The organism is Streptomyces sp. NPDC057137, assembly GCF_042670825.1.
Taxonomy (GTDB): domain Bacteria; phylum Actinomycetota; class Actinomycetes; order Streptomycetales; family Streptomycetaceae; genus Streptomyces.
Genome location: NZ_JBHUUW010000004.1, coordinates 126337 through 141900, shown reverse-complemented (window position 1 = coordinate 141900; position 15564 = coordinate 126337). Strand labels below are relative to the sequence as shown.

Sequence of the window (15564 nt, the reverse complement as noted above, 5' to 3'; positions counted from 1 at the left end):
AAATACGCCCTGCCATTCTCCATGGGCAAAGAGCAGTGTTCCGCGTTGAGTGGAAGGCACGCCCATGGCTCTGACGGTCACATTCCAAGGCCGGACCCCGTTGGGTACCCCCGGTGGCGCCACGTCCTATGTCGTCTGGTCCTACACCGTCCAGCCCGGCAGCGCGGCCGATCTGCGCCCCGGGCAGCGGGTCGCCATGGCGCTGCCGGCCGACGCGGACGTACGCGATCCCGCGCTGTACCCCGGAGTGCCCGCCCTCGCCGGGGCCTTCCTCGAATCCGACGCCGGCGCCGCCCGTCAGTACGCGGGGCGGACGGTCACCTCGACCGGCAGCCAGACCATCGCCTTCGTGGCCCCCGCGGCGTCGACCGACCGCGAGCTGTTCCTCGTCACCCAGACGCTGGGCAGGGCGTGGACCGTCACCCCGTACGCGACGGTCACCGGCGGCGAGGCCGACAACTCGCACACCCTGCCCGCGCCCGTCCCCGGCCCGCCCGGTCCGCCGGGGCGACCGGTCGGCGACTTCGCCGGGTCACTCCCGTACGCCAGCGAGATCTTCGGCGTCTACCAGCCGCTTCCCGGCTGGCTCGGCTACTCCGGCGCCGGCAGGCTCGCCGTCGCGCGGGGCGGCGAAGGGCCGGCGCGCGAGCTGTTCGCGGGCGCCGGGGCGCGCGGCGGGGAGAGTGAGGCACTTCAGGCGCTCGCGCTGCCGAGCCCGCCCACCGAGGGCATCCTCTCGCCGATCGGCCTGGTCAATCTGTTCCGGCAGTACTTCTTCGAGTTCGACACCTTCCTCGGTGCCCCCGTCGGTCATCTCTGGCTCAGCCCCGGCGGCACGGTCGAGGTGGTCGAGACCTCCACCCGGCGCACGCTCGTCGAGCGGACCGCCGAACAGTCCGAGGAGACCACCCGCAAGACGGAGGAGAGCCTGACCGAGCAGACCGACGTGGCGGACGCGGTCAAGGAGGACAACACCAACGAGACCTCGCTCGGCGTGACCGCGAGCGCCGGCGCCAACTACGTCGGGATCGCCCACGCCGACGTGAGCACGAGCTACAGCACCAAGAACACGACGGGCAAGTCCTCGGAGCTGACGCACAAATACACCCGGGCGCAGAGTTCCAAGGTCAGCAGCGAGATCAACCGGAACTTCAAGACGACCTTCAAGACCGTCACGGAGACGACCGACACCTCCAGCCGCCGGTACGTCGTACAGAACACCACCGACAAGCTGGTGAACTACGAACTCCGCCGGAAGATGCGGAAGGTCGGCATCCAGGTCCAGCACATCGGGACCGAGATGAGCTGGCAGATCCATGTCGCCGACCCCGGCCTCGCGCTCGGCCTCGGCGAACTCGTGGACATCGTCCCCGCCCCCGAACTCAGCTCGCTCAGACGGCCCGAACCCCCGCCGACGCTCGCCCCCGTCCGCACCACGATCACCGAGGTCTACCCGGCCCAGCAGCACGAGACCAGCGAGAACGGACCGCACCTCGGCGAGGACTGGACGTACCAGGACGGCTTCGACCGGCTCTGGCACGGGCACTCCAACGAATATCTGATCGCGCACTTCAACTACACGGCGGTGCCGCCCGCCCCCGGCTACACCATCAGCGCCACCGACCAGGAGCCCATCCGGGTCGTCGAGGCCAAGTCGGGCAACGGCAGCGGCACCAAATTCCGCGGCCCCTGCGAGATCATCGACCGGCTCTCCGGTCAGTACCGGGTCAACTGCCAACTCGTGAACTTCGGGGGCGCCCAGTACGTCAGCCTCTCCATCGCGGTCAACTGGGACCCGCCGGCCCGCCACCCGGACCAGGACGCCTACGAACTGGCCCTGGCCGAGTACGAGAAGGAGGTGGCCCGGCTCCAGCGCGCGGCGTACGCGGAGGCGGTACGCCGCCGCCTGGAGATCGTCAGCAAGCTCGCCCGCCGCCCCTCCGAGGATCTGCGCAAGGAGGAGCGCCAGTCCGTCTTCGCCAACCTCATCTCCCAACTCGACCTGTTCGAGGGCGCCCAGCCCTTCCTCAGCTCCGAGCTGATCCGGCAGATGTTCGACGTCGACCGGATGCTGTACTTCGTCGCCCCGGACTTCTGGCGGCCCGGCCACGCCGCCGCCGGTGAGAAGTCCCTCGGCCGCCACCCCGTCCCCGCGCACGACTGGAACAGCACGTCGGCCGACCCGCTCGACGGCACGACCGTCCTCAGCCGCTACTCGCACACCGCCGCCGGCAACCCGCCGAACGCGGTCGATCCGGTACCGGTCGAGGACCTGGAGTGGCGGGTCAACTACCCGCTGACCGAGAACACCCAGCCCGCCCCGGTGGGCAGTTCGCTGGGCTGGCTGGTCCAGTCCGACGGCGACGAGCGGCGCAACGAATTCCTCAACTCCGCCTGGGTGAAGGCCGTGCTGCCGATCCGGCCGGGACACGAGCTGGAGGCGCTCGGCTGGCTGAAGGCCGCGGGGGTCGAGGGCGAGGCCGCGCTGGACAAACCGTACACATGGCAGGTCGGCGACCCCGATACGTACCGGAACAAGACCATCGGCGAGGTGCTCGAACTCCTCGCCGCCGAACTCCAGGCCAAGAACACCGACATCGGAAACACCCTGGAGACCGAGAAGGTCTTCGAGACGGGCTTCGACCCCCTTGAGGACGGCTTCCGCCCCGCCGAGCCCTACCAGGTCTTCGACCAGTGGACCGAGGTGCTGCCCACCGACCAGGTGGTGGCGGTCGAGGTCGTCTACGACCCCAAGACCGGCCAGCAGCGGTGACCGGGTGACCTTCGCGGAGGTCCGCTGGCGGCGCCCCGGCGAAGACCCCCACTTCCTGCTGCGCAGACGCTCCTTCGGCGGGGACGCGGGCGGCTCGGTCGAGCTGGAGCTGGCGTCCCTGGCGGCGGGGGAGCAGGCCCGCTGGGCCGAGGCGGGGGTGGGCACGCCCTGCCGCCCGGCGGCCGCGACCCACACCTCCGTGCGGTTCGCCGTCCCCGACGACGCGGTGGCCGCCCGGCTCACGTTCACCGTACGGCTGCGCGTCGGCGGCGAGGACGCCGAAGTGCTCACCGTGCGCCAGCGGTTCGCCGTCAGCCGGGGCCGTCTTCTCCCCGACGCGTACGACGTCCCGCGCTACGCCCTGGTGATCCGCGACCGGGGCGGCGGTACGGAGGTGGCGCAGCGGGTGCCCGGCTGGACGGACGGCGGGCGCACCCGCCGGTTCCTCGGCCGTCACCCGCTGCTGACCGTGGGCAACGACGGGAGCGTGGAGGTCGGTACGGAGTTCCTCGACGTCTCCGCCCTGTGGTGGGCGCTGCACTTCAAGCCCTCCCCGAACAACAAGGAGAACGGCTTCAACCCCTGGTACCTGGAGCCGCACTGCAACGACCGGCCGGAGCGGCTGCGCGTGCTGCTGAACACCCGCGTCGCCCCGATGCTCTGGTTCGCCTCCCTCCCCGTGACCGCCGCCGGTCAGGAACTGCCGGACGGCACCGGAATCGGCGGCTACGTCTTCTACCGGCCGGTCGCGAGCGCGTACGGCTACTCCTCCACCGACCTCAAAGGGCTTACCGACCCGCAGCACGCCACGAAGGGCATGCGCTATCTGGGCCGGTACCTGCTGCGCGGGCACACCACGGCCGGGGAGAAGGCAATCGGAGGCGTGCCCGACTGGCCGCAGCTCCTGGACCACAGCGTCAACGCGGACAATCCGCTGGGCAGTTACGCGTTCGCGCCCTGCGGCATGGACTTCGCCCTCGACCGCACGTCGCCCAACCTGCTCGCCGCCGAGAAGCAGCTCCGCGTCCTGCTGCTCCCGGCCGCGAGCGGCGGGGGCTACGGCGGCATCACCGGCCCCGGCCACGCCGACCGCGCGGCGAACGCCCTGCGCCTGCTGTGGACCCGCGGCGCCATCGGCGGCCCCGGCCAACAACTCCTCGCCCCCGGCACCCCCGCGCCCCCCGTACCACCCCAGACCGGTCCGGGCACACCGGCCACCGGCACGCTGCGACTGCTCACGGACGATGTGTGGGCAGGGGCGTACAGCAGCGGCGGGAACGCGCTGTGGGCCATGCTCGAAGACCCCGGCAACCGGAAGACGACCGGCCGGGCCGTCGTCTTCGACACCAACGGCTTCAAGGACAGCGGCCGCAGACTCCTCCTGGCGACGGCCAAGGCACGCCGCCGAAAGCTCCAGGTGCATCTGGTCTGGAGCCCGTACGACATGGGCCGGCCACCCACGTCGTTCATCGACTCCCTGCGCGCGGAGGGCACCCTGGTCCAGGTACTGCCCAAGGCGGGCGCCGCGTACTACAAACACCCGCCGAACGCCGACAACCGCTGGGCGGAGTACGTGTTCGCGGTCGCCAGGCCGTGGAAGGACGAGATGTTCGCCGAGCCGAAGATGTCCCAGTGGTGGCACCAGTTCCCGGTCTTCGGCGGCGAAGACCTGACGGGGGATCCGCGGGATCCCCGCTCGGTGACGTTCATGGAAGCGACGATGAACCCGTGAGACGGAGTCCGTGAGGCGCGCGGGTCGGGGGCCGGCGCTGATTTGATGGGCTCATGCGCCGTGAGCACTGCTCGACAAGTCGATGGCGGGGTTCTGAGCCGGTGCGGCTGCGGCGTGCGGGTCATACCGCCCGGCGGCGCTTCGTCTTCGGTGCGCCCCAGGGCCTCCCAGCGATGCCGGGCCAACTCGGCACGCACCAAAGGGCTGACACTCATCGCCCCTTGTCGGCCTTCCCGGCTTCCCGCGCCGCGTCCTCCAGCCGGCGGCGGTGGCTCTCCCATGGATACGGCTCGCCCGGCGGCATGTTGTCGTTGCCCCGGTGCAGTCCGACGGCCCCGTCGATCAGCTCGCGCACGATGTCGGCGTGGCCGGCGTGCCGGTTGGAATCGGCGATCACGGTCGCGAGTTTCGTCCGCGGTCGCCCACATGTCCGCGTTGGGCTCGGCGTCCTTCGTGTACCACCAGGGCGGCGGCGACTCCTCGCCGAAGAACGGCCGCCCGAAGGCATCGCCCAAATACCCCAACTCCACCGATGCGACGTGCTTGACCAGCCCCAACAGGTTGGTCCCGGTGCGCGTCATGGGACGGCGGATGTCGTACTCCGAGAGCCCGTCGAGCTTCCACAGCAGGGCGTCGCGAGCGTCTTGCAGGTAGCGGAGAAGGTCCGCCTTGGGGTTCGGTTCGAGCATGCCACGGAGTCTTCCACCCGGCACTGACACCGGGGTGGCCGCCTTTCACCGGCGCCCGGTCCGGCGGACTGCCATCATGCTGAGGTGGCCCACGACATAGTGTTCTTCCTCGCTCCCGACGACGCGACCGCCGCTGCGACGAACCGACTGCGACCCGGTCAGGCCTTCGAGTCCGTGACCTGCCGTTTCATCGAACCGGACAGCGCCATCGCGGAGTGGGACATGTACTTCGAGGAGCCCTCCGCCGAGTTCCCGCCGCGTGAGCGGCTCCATGCGTGGTCGTGGCCGGACCACGTCACCGCTCCCTTGAACGACGGTGTTGAGGTGTTCGCTCTACCGCCGCGGCTGACCCGGGCGTTGGCCGATGCCGGCTCCACCGAGCTGGCGGAACTGGCGGATCGCTGGACCGCGAGGCTCAGGGCCGAGGACGGGGACGAAATGACCGACGATGATCTGCCGGCGGTCCTGAAGGGCGTGTCCCGGCTGGCGGCGTCCGCGGTGAGCACGGGGACCGGCCTTTACAGCTGGAGCTTCTGACCGTCCGCCGGCGCGTCTTCGGGCTCCCCGGCCGCGACCAGTACACCGGCACACCGTCACGACCTCCCGTCGGCGAGCTCGCGCAGGAGCGCCGCGCCGGCGCCGTCCGCCGGGTAGTAGGACTCGATCGAGATCTCGTCGAGCGTGATGTCCTGCGGCGTTCCGAACGTCGTGATCGTCGAGAACAGACTCAACTCCCGCCCCTGGAAGCGGAAGACCATCGAAGTCGCCACCTCCGACTCCGGCGCCGGGGCCGATTCCTGCGGCCCGTCCGCCGCGAAGAACTCGTCGTACAGCGCACCCACCACGGGATCACCGGTCCGCGCCACCTGTCGCGACAACCGGGCACGGAGGACCGAACGAACCTCCGCGAGATTGACGATCCGGGACGCGAGACCTCGTGGATCGAGCCCGAGCCGGACCAGGTTGACCGGGGGGACGAGCAGATCGGGGTCGACGTCCGCGAGGAAGAGGTCGATCGGGGCGTTGGCCAGCACGATGTTCCAGCGCCGGTCCAGGACCAGCGCCGGGTAGGGCTCGTGCGCACGCAGCACCCTGACCACGGCGTCCCGTACGGCCGACATGTCCGGCTCGTCGAGCGGCCGTTCGCGGTACCTCGGCGCGAACCCGGCCGCCACCAGCAGCCGGTTGCGGTGCCGCAGCGGCACCTCCAGCTGGGCCGCGAGCCGCAGCACCATGCCGGCGCTCGGCCGGGACCGGCCCGTCTCGACCAGGCTGACGTACCTCGGAGAAACGCCCGCCGCCAGCGCGAGATCCAGCTGGCTCAGCTGTCGACTGTGCCGCCACTCGCGCAGCAGGCCACCCACGGTCTCCACGGCGCCGACCCTAGTCGCGCGCACCGGCCACGGTCCATGAACTGCGAGTTCATCGACAGCCCGCACTCGCGTCGCCACACTCCTCGACATGAGCACCGACAACACGAGCACCGACAACACGAGCACTGACAACACGAGCACCGACAACACGAGCACTGACTACAAGGGACTCGTTCTCAACTGCCTTGAGCTGTACGGCAAGGGCGACCTCGACGCCGTCGCACCACTCATGCGCGACGACTACGCGGATCACGGCCTGCCCTTCCAGACCTCCACGAAAGCGGAGTGGATCGCGGAGGCACGGAAACTGCCCCTCACCGACCTGCGGATCGAGATTCGCCGTCTCGTGGCGGAAGGCGACTACGTGACGATGTTCTCCCGGCGGTGGCTGCCCGGAGGCGCGCTCGACATCGCGGTGGCCGACATCTTCCGTGTCCAGGACGGTCTGATCGCCGAGCGCTGGGAGGTCGTCGAGCGAATCCCGGCGGACGCGCCGACGAACCCGGTGGCGGCGTTGTAGTCCGGCCGCCGGACCCACTCCATCCCCGAGGGGCTGGCCGTGGTGAAGACTGAGGCCATGGAGTTCTTCTGCTACCACCGCGACCGGCCCGGCTCCCTGGCCCTGCGCCATGAACTGCTGGAGCAGCACTGGTCGTACATGGACCGGTACGCGAAGGAGATGATCGCCCGCGGTCCGACCCTGGCCGGCGACGGCACACCCACCGGCAGCGTCCACATCCTCGACCTGCCGAACCCCGCCGCCGCCCGCGCGTTCGCCTTCGACGAGCCCGGCTACCAGGCCGGCGTGTACCGCGACGTGGCGCTGCGCCGCTGGCACAACGCGCTGGGGCGCACCATGTGGGACTTCCCCGGCGGCCCCGAGGACGGCAACCGCTACCTGGTGCTCGGCCTCGGCGCGGGACCGGCCGTCGACCTCGCCGTACCGTCGTCGTCCGACCGGGACGAGCTGATCGCGTACGGGCCGCTGATGTCCGACGACGACACCACCTGGCTGGGTACGGCGGCGCTGGTCCGCGCGCCGGACCCGGACACGGCCCGCGCCCGAGCCGTCCTGACCCCGGAGGGTTACGCCGACATCGAGGTCCACAACTGGCAGTTCGGCGGGCGGACTTGAGACGGGCGGCCTTGAGACGGCCGGTCCTGAGGCGGGCGGTCCTGAGGCGGGCACCGGGGGCCGCCGAAATCGGTTGTCCCGCGAAACCGGCTCGCTCTAAGGTGAGACGACTTCGATGAGACGTTCCCCCGGAAGCACGCCGCAGAACGGGAACGTCCCACCTCACTGAGGTGCCGGAGGGGCGGCAGCAACTTTGTCGACCCTTCCCCCTTCGGAGGCTTTCTTCATGAACGTCGGAATCGGCCTGCCCATCGGCGACCCCGCCACCCTGCTGACCTGGGCGCGGCGCGCCGACGCCGGGCCCTTCAGCACGCTCGGCCTGCTCGACCGGCTCGTCTACGACAATCCGGAACCCCTGGTCGCCCTCGCCGTCCTCGCGGGCGCGACCTCCCGTATCCGCGTCCAGACCGAAGTGTTGCTCGCCCCGCTGCGCGACACCGCCCTCCTGGCCAAGCAGGCTGCCACGCTGGACCGGATGACCGGTGGCCGCCTCGTACTCGGACTCGGCATCGGCGGCCGGGACGACGACCACCAGGTCACCGGCATCGACATGCGCACCCGCGGCCGACGGCTCGACGAGCAGCTGGCGGTGATGCGCCGTCTGTGGTCCGGCGAACCGTACGGCGACGGCGTCGGCCCCATCGGCCCCGCACCCGCCCGGCCCGGCGGCCCCGAGGTGCTGTTCGGCGGGTTCCAGCCCCCGGCGCTCGAACGCGTCGCGCGCTGCGGAGACGGCTTCCTCGCCGCCGCCGCGCCGTCCTGGGCGGGCGGGCTGTTCGAGACGGTCCGCACGTTCTGGCAGGAGTACGGCCGCGACGGTGAACCGCGCATCGTCGCGCAGGTCAACGTCGCGCTCGGCCCTCAGGACGTGATCGACGACGCCCGGACCAACATGCACACGTACTACGCCTTCACCGGCATGGCCGACCGGATGGTCGCCGGACTGCTCACGACGCCCGCCGAGATCCGCGAGGCGATCACCGGCTTCGCCGACCTCGGCGCCGATGAGGTCATGCTCTACTGCTACGGCGTCGACCCGGACCAGGTGGACCGCCTCGCCGATGTCCTGTGACGCCCAACTGCTTCGTCAGAGGCCGCGACGGGTGACGCCCGGCCGGGTGTTCAGTGACCACGTGTGCGTGCAGCGCGGGCACTGAAGGTGGAGGACCGGCCCGCTGTTGGCGATCAGATAGCGCCAGTGCTCACCGCAGTTGCGTGGGCCGGCGCAGTCGGCGCAGTGACGGGCGTCGTCGCAGACGGGGCAGGCCACCCAGGCGCGGCGGGAGGAGTCCGCCTGCGGGTCAATGGGAAGCCGCACGGCCCGTCCCGTCCCCCGGCAGGACACCCGCCGCCACCAGCATGTCGTAGGTGCGCTGCTGCTCCGCGTCCAGACCCGAGTAGAGCAGCGCGTACGCCTCGTCCTCGCCCTGGAGGGCGGCCACCGGGTCCCACTCGGGACCGAGCGCGGCCACGACCTCGGCCCGTCGCCGGGCCTCCTCGAAGGTCAGGTCGATCGTGAAAGGTATGAGGTCGGGGTTGGGGCCGGTGCCGGTGCCGTTGTCCTGATTCATGGCGAGACTTTCGCTGTGCCGCTGGAGGTTTTCGCTGGAACGCCACCATCTGTACCAGGCACGCGCGGCGGCAGGGAAGGGTGACCTAAGTCCCCCTGCTCGCCTCTGCCGCCCCCGAGCGACGGCCCGCTCCCGGATCGGCGGGCGGGGGTGGCCCGTTGTCGGCGTCCGGTCGTGGACTCGCCGGCAGGGCTGTGACGTACTTCACGGTCTTGCGTCGCGCAGGTTGCGTTCAAGGCCCCACCAGACGGCGGCGTAGAGAGTGAGCGCGCAGGCCAGCGCGGCGCCGCCGCCGACTGCCGAGTCCGAGAAGATCCCCTCCACCACCTGTTGGACCGGCGCAGGGTCGGCCGCGCCCGGTCCGCCCCGGTAGTCCTCCAGGGTCTGCAGGTTGGCCGCGGCGCCGATGAGGGCGGCGACGGCCAGCGCCGCTACGACGCTCCAGCGAGTCGGTGCCGGGAGTCCGCCCCGGCCGGTGCGGGTGTCGGCCGGGGCGGACGGATCGGCCGAGGCCCGGCGCGTACGGCGCCACAGGTGTACGGCGATGGCGACCAGGCCCCCCAACGTGCTGAGGTGCTGGACCACCCGTGCCAGCGTCAGATCACCCGCCACATGGGAACGCAGGAAGCTCAGGTGGGTGACCGCGTAACCGTCGGCGTGCGTGAAGGAGTCCCACGCCAGATGCGTCAGGACGCCGATCAGGGCGGACAGCAGCACCCAGCCGGCCCGGCGCGGGTAGCCACTTGTACGGCCGGGCGTCCCGGCCACGGAGAGTCGGCCGGGCAGCAGGTCGGCGGCCGGGCGCCGCACCAGCCGGTACAGCGCGAGGAGAGCAAGCGTGAACGGCAGCGCCACGGTCAGGCCGGGCAGCGTGTGGGAGTAGGTGGCGTTGAGGAACGGCTCGTACCAGGACTGGGCGCTCACGGGTATGCCCGCGCCGCCGAGGAAGTACGGCACGTCCGGAGCCAGTGCTCCGCAGACCAGGGCGGCCGGGCAGAACGGGGAGCGCAGCAGCGGCAGAACGGCTGCGGGATGGGACAGCGTGAACGGCAACGGGGGAGTCACTTCCGTGTCGGCGCAGGGCGCGCGGTGCGGGGCGGCGCACGCGGCCTCACGGGTCGAGCAACTGGATATGTCTTCCGAGAGTATATGTCGGCCAACTGACTATAGAGGCCGATGCCGGCCGCACAACACCGGCCCCAGGCGGTGCTTCAGTTATCGGGTCGGTCGGCGACCGCGAAGGCGGAGCGTGTGCGCGTACGCCGCCAACCCGCCCGCCAGCGGCACAACGGCGCCGATCGCCAGAACGGGAAGCAACTGCCCCCACGCTCCGGTGTAGGCGTACGCGAGGAACGGCGGGCAGGCCGCGGTCATCGCCACGGTCTCGGCCAGCCCCACCCTCACCCCCGGTCCCGGTCCCGTGCCCGGTCCCGTGCCCGGTCCCGGCGACTTCGACCGCAGAGCCAGCACCACACCGGTGGCCGCCAGCACGAGCAGGGGCCACAGGCCGTAATCCGTGCTGAACGGCAGTACGCGGGCATGGACGGCGACCAGCGGCAGCCACGCGACCGCGGCCATCGCGCCGGCCCCGGCGCACACTCGGGGCCCCGGCCGCAGGTCGGGCGGACACGCCAGCACGATCAGCGCGGTGAGCAGCGCCATGGCCGGGGTGACCACCGGGTCCCCGAACGCGGGCCCGCTGGCGACAGCGGCGGCGGCCAGCCCCGACAGTCCGACCGCGACCGCGATCACCCCCGCGTGCCACCGCCCTGTCAGTGCCGTGATCGCCCCGACGACGACCAGCGCCGGAGCGAGCAGCAGCGCGAGCGCGCCCCACGCGTCGGCGAAGAAGGAGACGGGCGTCGGCGGGGCGACCGTCCCGGCGTACCAGCGGGTCAGAATCACACCGCAACCGGCCGCCGCCGCGCCCACCGTGAACGGCGCCGCGTGCGCCAGCAACCGCCCGGCGGCCGTCGCGGAGCTGAGCCCCAGCCTCATCCGTACGGCGTGGGCGGCGATGTCCGCGCCCTCCCGGAACTTGCCGGTACGAGACGCTTCCGCCGCGGCCTGCCGGTAGACGGCAAGGATCTCCTCGCCGGACTCCTGGCGGTAGCGCCGCGGGTACAGGCGCAGAACCAGCCCGATCACGCCTCCGTCACCGCTGCCCCCGAGACCCCCAGCCGCCGGCTGGCCTCACGGGCCGTCGCCGCCATGCGCGCCGCCTCGGCGGCCAGCCTCTCGCGCCCGAGCGGTGCCAACGCGTAGACCTTGCGGGCCCGCCCGTCGACGACCTCCTCCCGGTGCACGTCGATCAGCCCGTCCTTCAACAGCCGGTCGAGAGCGCCGTAGAGGGTGCCGGTCCGCAGGACCACCCGGTCGCCCGAGAGCGACTTCACCTCCTGGGCGATGGCGTACCCGTGCCGGGGCGCATCCGCCAGGGCCGTCAGCACCAGGAGGGTCGGCTCCTGCAACACACGCTCACTCATCCGGCCAACATATGTCGCCCGGCGGCGTATCGACAACGGGCTCCGGGAGTCCTACTCGGTGTGGGTGCGGGCGAGCGTGAGGAAGAAGTCCCGGATGTCCTCGGCAAGCAGCTCCGGCACCTCCATCGCGGCGAAGTGCCCGCCGCGGTCGAACTCCGACCAGTGCCTGATGTCGTACAGCCGCTCGGCCAGCGGTCGTACCGACTGGGTGATGTCGTACGCGAACACCGCCACGCCGACCGGTACGGGGCACGGCTCGCGCCGCCGCGGCGCGTCGTGGTGCAGCCGCGCCGAGGACGCCGCGGTGGCGGTCAGCCAGTACAGCGAGATGTCGGTGAGCATCCGCTCGTCGCTGATCGGCGAGCGGGGGTCGGTCCACTGCGCGAAGCGCTCCGCGATCCACGCCAGCTGCCCGACCGGCGAGTCGGTCAGCGCGTAGCCGATGGTCTGCGGGGTGAGGGCCTGCAGGGCCTGGAACGGCGGCCGGTTCGCCAGCAGCTGTCCGACCTTGTCCAGTCGGGCCTCGTCCGACTCGGACAGCTCGATGCCGGCGTCCGGAACCGGCGCGGTCGGCAGGTAGTTGACGTGCACTCCGACGACCTGCCCGGGCGCCACCGCGCCGAGCGCCGTCGAGATGCCCGAGCCGAAGTCGCCGCCCTGCGCGCCGTAGCGCTCGTATCCGAGACGGCGCATCAGCTCGGCCCAGGCCCGCGCGATCCGGACGATGTCCCAGCCGCGCTCATGGGTCGGCCCGGAGAATCCGAAGCCCGGGATGGACGGGATCACCAGATGGAAGTCGCGCGACAGCGGCTCGATCACATCGAGGAACTCCAGGAACGAACCCGGCCAGCCGTGGGTGAGGACCAGCGCGAGCGCGTCCGGTTTCGAGGACCGGACGTGCACGAAGTGGATGTTCTGGCCGTCGATCTCGGTGGTGAAGTGGGGAAGTTCGTTCAGCTCGGCCTCGTGCTCGCGCCAGTCGTAGCGGGTACGCCAGTGTTCGGCCAGTTCCTTGAGGCGCCCCAGCGGGAAGCCGTAGTCCCACTCGGCGTCGGTGACCTCGTTGGGCCAGCGGGTGCGGGAGAGCCGGTCGGTCAGGTCGTCGAGGTCGGCCTGGGGGACAGCGATGCGGAACGGTTCGATCATGGCGCTGGCTCCTGGGGAATTCGTTAGACGACTAAACGTTGGTCAAGTAAACGTTTGGCACCCGAACGGTAGCACGATCGTAGGTGTGACTAACGATTCGCTAGACTTACCCCCATGGAGAACCCATCCGAGGAGACGCCCGCCGGCTGGAAGAGCCTGCCGAGCTGGCTGCTCACCCAGACCGCGAACCACGCGCACCGCCTGGTGGCCGACGGTTTCTCAGCCGTCCACGCCCGCGGCTACCACTACCGCCTGCTGGCGACCCTGGAGCAGTTCGGCCCGTCCAGCCAGGCCGGGTTGAGCCGCCGTACGGGCATCCACGTCAGCGACACGGTCGGGGCGCTCAACGAACTCGCGGACGACGGACTGGTCGAGCGCGCCACGGACCCCTCGGACCGGCGGCGCAACGTCATCTCGCTGACCACGGCGGGCAGGCGGCGGCTGCGCCGACTGGAGAAGCCGCTGGCCGAGAGCCAGGAGGAACTGCTGGCGCCGCTGTCGGGCGAGGAGCGTGAGCGGTTGACAGAGCTTCTGGGCAAGCTGCTGGACCACCACGACGGGCGGAGCGGTACCGCCGACGAGCTGCGGCGCTGAGGTGGTGGTCGGGCCCCGGGGAGCCGATCTCGGAAAACCCTTGCCACGCCAAGAACTTCCGAGGCGGAGCATGCGTCTGACCTCACGGGCAACACGCGCAGATGCGAGCCCGGCATGGCTACGACATAGGGAAGTTCATGCGATTTCGTAAGACGATCCCCGCGATCGCACTCGGTCTCGGAGTGGTGTCACTGACGGCGCCTCACGCCGTCGCGGGTACCGGCACCGCGGCGACGGCGACGGCGGCGGCGGATTCCCTCCAGCTCCAAGAGGCCACACTCACCGACAGCAACGGCAAGCCCTCCGGCGCCCTGTCGGCGAAGGCGGCGTCACGGACCGGGAAAGTGTTCTCCACCGGTGAGATCACCGGCGAGCACTTCTCGTCGATCGGCCTCAGCTGGAAGAAGGAGTCCGCCGTCGACGCCGGACTGACCGCCGAGACGCGGATCCACCGCGACGGTGCCTGGGAGTCGTGGCGGGACGTTCCGTTGGGGCTCGACGAGGGCGTGACCGAGGAGGCGAAGCGGGCCGGCGCGCCCGCCTTCTACACGGACGACGCGGACGGCGTGGAGGTCCGCTTCACGTCTCCGAAGGGCGGTCTGCCGCAGGACCTTCGGCTGTCGTTCATCGACCCGGCCGCTCAGAGCCGGGCCGTCTCTTCCTCCGACCGCCCGTCGCGGTACACGCAGCCCGGACAGCCGGAGGTGAAGCTGCGGAAGGACTGGGGCGCGGACGAGTCACTGGCCGATCCCGGCTACAAGACCCAGCCCTCGATCAAGGCCGCCCTCGTCCATCACACCGTGACGGGGAACAACTCCTACACCCAGGAGCAGGTGCCGGAGATCATCAACGGCATCTACGTCCAGCACATCACGGTCCTCGGCTACGGCGACTTCCCCTACCACTTCGTCGTCGACCGCTTCGGTGGCATCTGGGAAGGCCGCAAGGGCTCCATCGAGATGCGGCCCGGCACCGAGATTCCCGGCATCCTCGGCGGCCACGCGTCCGGCTTCAACACCAACACCTTCGGTGTCGCGATGCTCGGCAACTTCGAGCCGAACAACAACGAGGGCGGCGAGGACACCGGCCCCGACCCGAGGCCGACCGAAGCCATGATCACGAGCCTGGCCGACCTGCTCGCCTGGAAGGCCGACCAGTATCAGCTGCAGCCGGAAGGCACCACGCAACTCGTCTCGGCCGGCGGAGGCGGCACCAACCCGCACCCGGTGGGCACGGTGCTCGACGTACCGGTCATCTCCAGCCACAAGGACGTCAACGTGACGGCCTGCCCGGGCGGCAAGCTCTACGAGACGCTTCCCGCCCTGCGCCAGCAGGTGGCCGACCGGCTCGGCTGAGAAGCCGTCGGGCGCGCCCGTGCTCTGTCCGCCGGACACGGGCGCGTCGACTCAATCCAGGCGTGGGAGCGCCACTCACCTGACAGACCAACAACGAACGCCAGCCGGTTGATGGCAAAGTGGTTGTGCGACCCAGGCATTGAGGAGACACGGTGCAGTTCACGATGCGTCCCGCCCGTTCGCACGATGCTCCGGCGGTCAGGAACATCGTGTTCAAGCGGTCGGACTGGCTTGAGTCCAGGGGGCTGCCGAGCTGGCGGCAGGATGCGGGACTCGTCAGTGAGCTCACCGCGAATCCGGACGGTTCCATGTGGATTCTCGAGGCCGACGGGCGTCCCGTCGGCTGTACAACGTTGACGGACTCCACCCCCCCGATGGCATGGACCCCGGCGGAGCTGGCCGAGTCATCGCTGTACCTGTACACGACGGTCACGGACCCGGCGTTCAGCCGGTGGAAACCGGGAACACTCATTGCCTTGTGGGCAGTGGACCGGGCCTTCCGGGAGGGCGCTGCGTGGGTACGCCGAGGCTGCCGCTTCGACGGCCTCGTGGCTTACTACGAGCGCCAGGGCTTCACCGTGATTCACACGATGCAGAAGACCCACGGGCCCATGTACCTGATGGGACGGCGCGCCGAACGGATCGAGGACCTGCCGGACCGCCTCGCCGCCTCGGTCCCGGACCGCCTGTAGGAATCCGCAGTCCACACC

Annotated in this window: 16 protein-coding genes and 1 pseudogene; 9 read left to right on the top strand and 8 right to left on the bottom strand. The window is 70.6% G+C overall.

All coding sequences use genetic code 11. The features are described 5' to 3' along the window. The first annotated feature begins 64 nt into the window (after positions 1–64). On the top strand, positions 65–2773 hold the full coding sequence (locus ACFT9I_RS05605; protein WP_382561105.1) for a hypothetical protein: 2709 nt from the start codon (positions 65–67) through the stop codon (positions 2771–2773). A 4-nt stretch (positions 2774–2777) separates the two neighbouring features. Next, positions 2778–4505, top strand: coding sequence for a hypothetical protein (locus tag ACFT9I_RS05600; protein ID WP_382561103.1), 1728 nt, complete (start codon positions 2778–2780; stop codon positions 4503–4505). Between the two features lie 211 nt (positions 4506–4716). Here ACFT9I_RS05600 and ACFT9I_RS05595 read toward each other — a convergent pair. Beyond that, a pseudogene (locus ACFT9I_RS05595) lies at positions 4717–5194 on the bottom strand (DUF664 domain-containing protein). A gap of 84 nt (positions 5195–5278) precedes the next feature. Here ACFT9I_RS05595 and ACFT9I_RS05590 point away from each other — a divergent pair. Beyond that, on the top strand, positions 5279–5731 hold the full coding sequence (locus ACFT9I_RS05590; RefSeq protein ID WP_382561101.1) for a hypothetical protein: 453 nt from the start codon (positions 5279–5281) through the stop codon (positions 5729–5731). A gap of 56 nt (positions 5732–5787) precedes the next feature. On the opposite strand, the gene ACFT9I_RS05585 is transcribed toward ACFT9I_RS05590, so the two are convergent. Then, a complete protein-coding gene (locus tag ACFT9I_RS05585) occupies positions 5788–6567 on the bottom strand; it encodes a helix-turn-helix domain-containing protein (RefSeq protein WP_382561099.1) in 780 nt (259 codons plus the stop codon). An 88-nt stretch (positions 6568–6655) separates the two neighbouring features. On the opposite strand from ACFT9I_RS05585, the gene ACFT9I_RS05580 reads away from it, so the two are divergent. The 3 genes from ACFT9I_RS05580 to ACFT9I_RS05570 all read left to right on the top strand — a co-directional run bounded on the left by ACFT9I_RS05580 (position 6656) and on the right by ACFT9I_RS05570 (position 8774). Continuing rightward, the gene (locus ACFT9I_RS05580) at positions 6656–7087 is read left to right on the top strand and encodes a nuclear transport factor 2 family protein (protein WP_382561097.1); all 432 of its coding nucleotides are present in this window, start codon (positions 6656–6658) and stop codon (positions 7085–7087) included. Positions 7088–7144: 57 nt separating this feature from the next. Further along, positions 7145–7702, top strand: coding sequence for a YciI family protein (locus tag ACFT9I_RS05575; protein WP_382561244.1), 558 nt, complete (start codon positions 7145–7147; stop codon positions 7700–7702). Positions 7703–7928: 226 nt separating this feature from the next. After that, on the top strand, positions 7929–8774 hold the full coding sequence (locus ACFT9I_RS05570) for an LLM class flavin-dependent oxidoreductase (RefSeq protein WP_382561095.1): 846 nt from the start codon (positions 7929–7931) through the stop codon (positions 8772–8774). A 15-nt stretch (positions 8775–8789) separates the two neighbouring features. Here the strand turns inward: ACFT9I_RS05570 and ACFT9I_RS05565 are convergent, their stop codons facing one another. The 6 genes from ACFT9I_RS05565 to ACFT9I_RS05540 all read right to left on the bottom strand — a co-directional run bounded on the left by ACFT9I_RS05565 (position 8790) and on the right by ACFT9I_RS05540 (position 12905). Continuing rightward, positions 8790–9020, bottom strand: a complete 231-nt coding sequence (locus ACFT9I_RS05565) for a hypothetical protein (RefSeq protein ID WP_382561093.1) — start codon at positions 9018–9020, stop codon at positions 8790–8792. Beyond that, positions 9004–9273, bottom strand: coding sequence for a DUF6400 family protein (locus tag ACFT9I_RS05560; RefSeq protein WP_382561091.1), 270 nt, complete (start codon positions 9271–9273; stop codon positions 9004–9006). The genes ACFT9I_RS05565 and ACFT9I_RS05560 overlap by 17 nt, the downstream gene beginning before the upstream one ends. A gap of 204 nt (positions 9274–9477) precedes the next feature. Continuing rightward, positions 9478–10326, bottom strand: a complete 849-nt coding sequence (locus ACFT9I_RS05555; RefSeq protein ID WP_382561089.1) for a DUF4184 family protein — start codon at positions 10324–10326, stop codon at positions 9478–9480. Positions 10327–10488: 162 nt separating this feature from the next. After that, positions 10489–11421, bottom strand: a complete 933-nt coding sequence (locus tag ACFT9I_RS05550) for a hypothetical protein (RefSeq protein WP_382561087.1) — start codon at positions 11419–11421, stop codon at positions 10489–10491. Beyond that, a complete protein-coding gene (locus ACFT9I_RS05545) occupies positions 11418–11759 on the bottom strand; it encodes a PadR family transcriptional regulator (protein WP_382561085.1) in 342 nt (113 codons plus the stop codon). Before ACFT9I_RS05545 ends, ACFT9I_RS05550 begins: the two co-directional genes overlap by 4 nt. 51 nt (positions 11760–11810) lie before the next feature. Beyond that, entirely contained in the window at positions 11811–12905 is a 1095-nt protein-coding gene (locus ACFT9I_RS05540; protein ID WP_382561083.1) for an epoxide hydrolase family protein, read from the bottom strand. 114 nt (positions 12906–13019) lie between these two features. On the opposite strand from ACFT9I_RS05540, the gene ACFT9I_RS05535 reads away from it, so the two are divergent. The 3 genes from ACFT9I_RS05535 to ACFT9I_RS05525 all read left to right on the top strand — a co-directional run bounded on the left by ACFT9I_RS05535 (position 13020) and on the right by ACFT9I_RS05525 (position 15546). Continuing rightward, on the top strand, positions 13020–13499 hold the full coding sequence (locus ACFT9I_RS05535) for a MarR family winged helix-turn-helix transcriptional regulator (RefSeq protein WP_382561081.1): 480 nt from the start codon (positions 13020–13022) through the stop codon (positions 13497–13499). Positions 13500–13636: 137 nt separating this feature from the next. Next, entirely contained in the window at positions 13637–14854 is a 1218-nt protein-coding gene (locus ACFT9I_RS05530; protein ID WP_382561079.1) for an N-acetylmuramoyl-L-alanine amidase, read from the top strand. 152 nt (positions 14855–15006) lie between these two features. Further along, the gene (locus ACFT9I_RS05525) at positions 15007–15546 is read left to right on the top strand and encodes a GNAT family N-acetyltransferase (RefSeq protein WP_382561077.1); all 540 of its coding nucleotides are present in this window, start codon (positions 15007–15009) and stop codon (positions 15544–15546) included. The last annotated feature ends 18 nt before the right edge of the window (positions 15547–15564 follow it).

Coding starts and splice junctions, on each gene's coding strand:
- ACFT9I_RS05605 (WP_382561105.1), top strand. CDS start 65: ATGGCTCTGACGGTCACATTCCAAGGCCGGACCCCGTTGGGTACCCCC.
- ACFT9I_RS05580 (WP_382561097.1), top strand. CDS start 6,656: ATGAGCACCGACAACACGAGCACCGACAACACGAGCACTGACAACACG.
- ACFT9I_RS05575 (WP_382561244.1), top strand. CDS start 7,145: ATGGAGTTCTTCTGCTACCACCGCGACCGGCCCGGCTCCCTGGCCCTG.
- ACFT9I_RS05570 (WP_382561095.1), top strand. CDS start 7,929: ATGAACGTCGGAATCGGCCTGCCCATCGGCGACCCCGCCACCCTGCTG.
- ACFT9I_RS05560 (WP_382561091.1), bottom strand. CDS start 9,273: ATGAATCAGGACAACGGCACCGGCACCGGCCCCAACCCCGACCTCATA.
- ACFT9I_RS05545 (WP_382561085.1), bottom strand. CDS start 11,759: ATGAGTGAGCGTGTGTTGCAGGAGCCGACCCTCCTGGTGCTGACGGCC.
- ACFT9I_RS05540 (WP_382561083.1), bottom strand. CDS start 12,905: ATGATCGAACCGTTCCGCATCGCTGTCCCCCAGGCCGACCTCGACGAC.
- ACFT9I_RS05535 (WP_382561081.1), top strand. CDS start 13,020: ATGGAGAACCCATCCGAGGAGACGCCCGCCGGCTGGAAGAGCCTGCCG.
- ACFT9I_RS05530 (WP_382561079.1), top strand. CDS start 13,637: ATGCGATTTCGTAAGACGATCCCCGCGATCGCACTCGGTCTCGGAGTG.